General features: G+C 29.7%; 2 protein-coding genes. Both read left to right on the top strand.

From position 1 onward, the window contains the following. Positions 1 to 109: 109 nt before the first annotated feature. Positions 110 to 1,519, top strand: coding sequence for a PTS transporter subunit EIIC (locus tag BN1173_RS04245; RefSeq protein ID WP_040236856.1), 1,410 nt, complete (start codon positions 110 to 112; stop codon positions 1,517 to 1,519). A gap of 109 nt (positions 1,520 to 1,628) precedes the next feature. Beyond that, the coding region (locus tag BN1173_RS04240; RefSeq protein ID WP_040236854.1) for a hypothetical protein at positions 1,629 to 2,001 on the top strand (373 nt) is incomplete at its 3' end.

Below are 2,001 nucleotides of genomic sequence, written 5' to 3'. Positions count from 1 at the left end.
AATTAAATTTCTTTTTTTAAAAAAAAGTAAATAAATATTATTTAATCTAGAATCATATTGAAAGTTGATCTACACTATAACTAACAAATAACATATTAATGGGGGTCATATGCATAATTTAATGAAAAATATGCAAAATCTTGGCAAAGCACTACAAACTCCTGCTGCTGTTTTACCAATTGCTGGTCTTTTACTTGGATTTGGATATCTTATAATATCTCTTACACAACCTTTTGAAATACTAGGCAAAATTGGCAAACTAATGGAACAATCAGGTAGCGCTATTCTTGGCAACTTACCAATACTATTTGCAATTGGAACTGGAATGGGATTATCTAAAAATAACAAAGCTGCTGCTGCACTAGGAGGAGCCGTAGGATATCTAATCTTAAATGCAGGATTATCTACATTTACAATAATTATCAATGAAAAAACCGAGCCTGTTAACATGTCTGTATTAGGAGGTATCATTACAGGAATAAGTTCAGCTATGCTTAGCGATAAAGTAGTAGATTATAAAATACCACAATTTTTAGGATTTTTTTCAGGACAAAGATTAGTACCAATAGCCAATGGGATCTTTTCTGTAATATTTGCTATAGTATTTGGTTTTTTATGGGCACCAATACAAATAACCATTAATCAAATTGGAATATGGATGATAGAAGCTGGCAATTTGGGACTATTTGTATTTGGATTCTTAAACAGATTACTCATAATAACAGGATTACATCAACTCTTAAATACATTGGTGTATTTTGTATTTGGAGAATATACCACAAGTGAGGGAAATATAGTACAAGGAGAAATCACAAGATATTTAAATGGAGATCCAACAGCTGGAGGATTCACATCGGGAATGTATCCAATAATGTTATTTGGACTACCAGGTGCAGCTCTTGCAATGTACTTAACAGCTAAAAAAGAACGCAGACAAGAAATAGGAGGTATCCTGCTCTCAGCATCACTAACCTCATTTTTAACAGGCATTACAGAACCAATAGAATATACATTCATGTTAATAGCCCCACTGCTTTACCTGATACATGCTATTTTAACTGGAATATCACTAATCATTACCAATATATTTGGAATACGCATAGCATTTGCACTCTCAGCAGGAATCATCGATTATTTTTTAATGTTCCCAAAATCAACGAACGCACTATTAATACTTCCAATAGGACTGACAATTGGTATCATTTACTTCACCATATTTTTCACACTAATTAAAGCATTTCAAATAAAAACTCCTGGCCGTGAAGATGATATTAATCAACAAAATTTTAAACATATTCACAATATATCTCAAAATGATACTTTTGAGGTAATAATTCAAGCTCTTGGAGGCACTAACAATATAATAAATATAGACTCATGTTTCACACGACTCAGAGTAGACGTAAAATCGCCCGAATTAATCAATCAAAATTTAATGCATAATCTTGGAGCTACTGGAACAATTATCACATCAGGAAATCAGGCTCAAATAATATTTGGTGCAAAATCAGAACAATAATCTAAATCTAATAAAATCTAAAATTATAAGATTTGGAAAAGGCAAAGGAAGTGATTTATTTATTTCTTTGTATTTCTACTAAAAGATATGATGCTTAGGATAAAATCAAATGCCTTTAACATTATCTAAAATATTATTAACCTTATTACTAACTAACCCTCTTGCTCAAACAAATAACACAGACAAAAATAATTTTGAAAAATTATATAAACTATACATGCTATATGACTTAAATAACAATCTACCAAAAGAACTTGAGACCATAAATGCAATCAAAAGTTTAAACTTAGAATATTACTATTTACTTATGGCCAAATATCTACTTAAAATCAAAAAATATGAAGAAGCAAATAATTTTTTACAAAAATTGCAACCACCTAAAGATCAAAATACAAAAAATGCAATTTTGCTATTAAAACTAAAACTTAATGAAGAAAACATAAGTGAAGAAGAAATTAATGATCTTTTACAAAAAGATAAAG

The sequence above is a fragment of the Borrelia crocidurae genome (assembly GCF_000825665.2).
Classification (GTDB): domain Bacteria; phylum Spirochaetota; class Spirochaetia; order Borreliales; family Borreliaceae; genus Borrelia; species Borrelia duttonii.
This window is presented reverse-complemented; position numbering and strand designations above follow the sequence as displayed.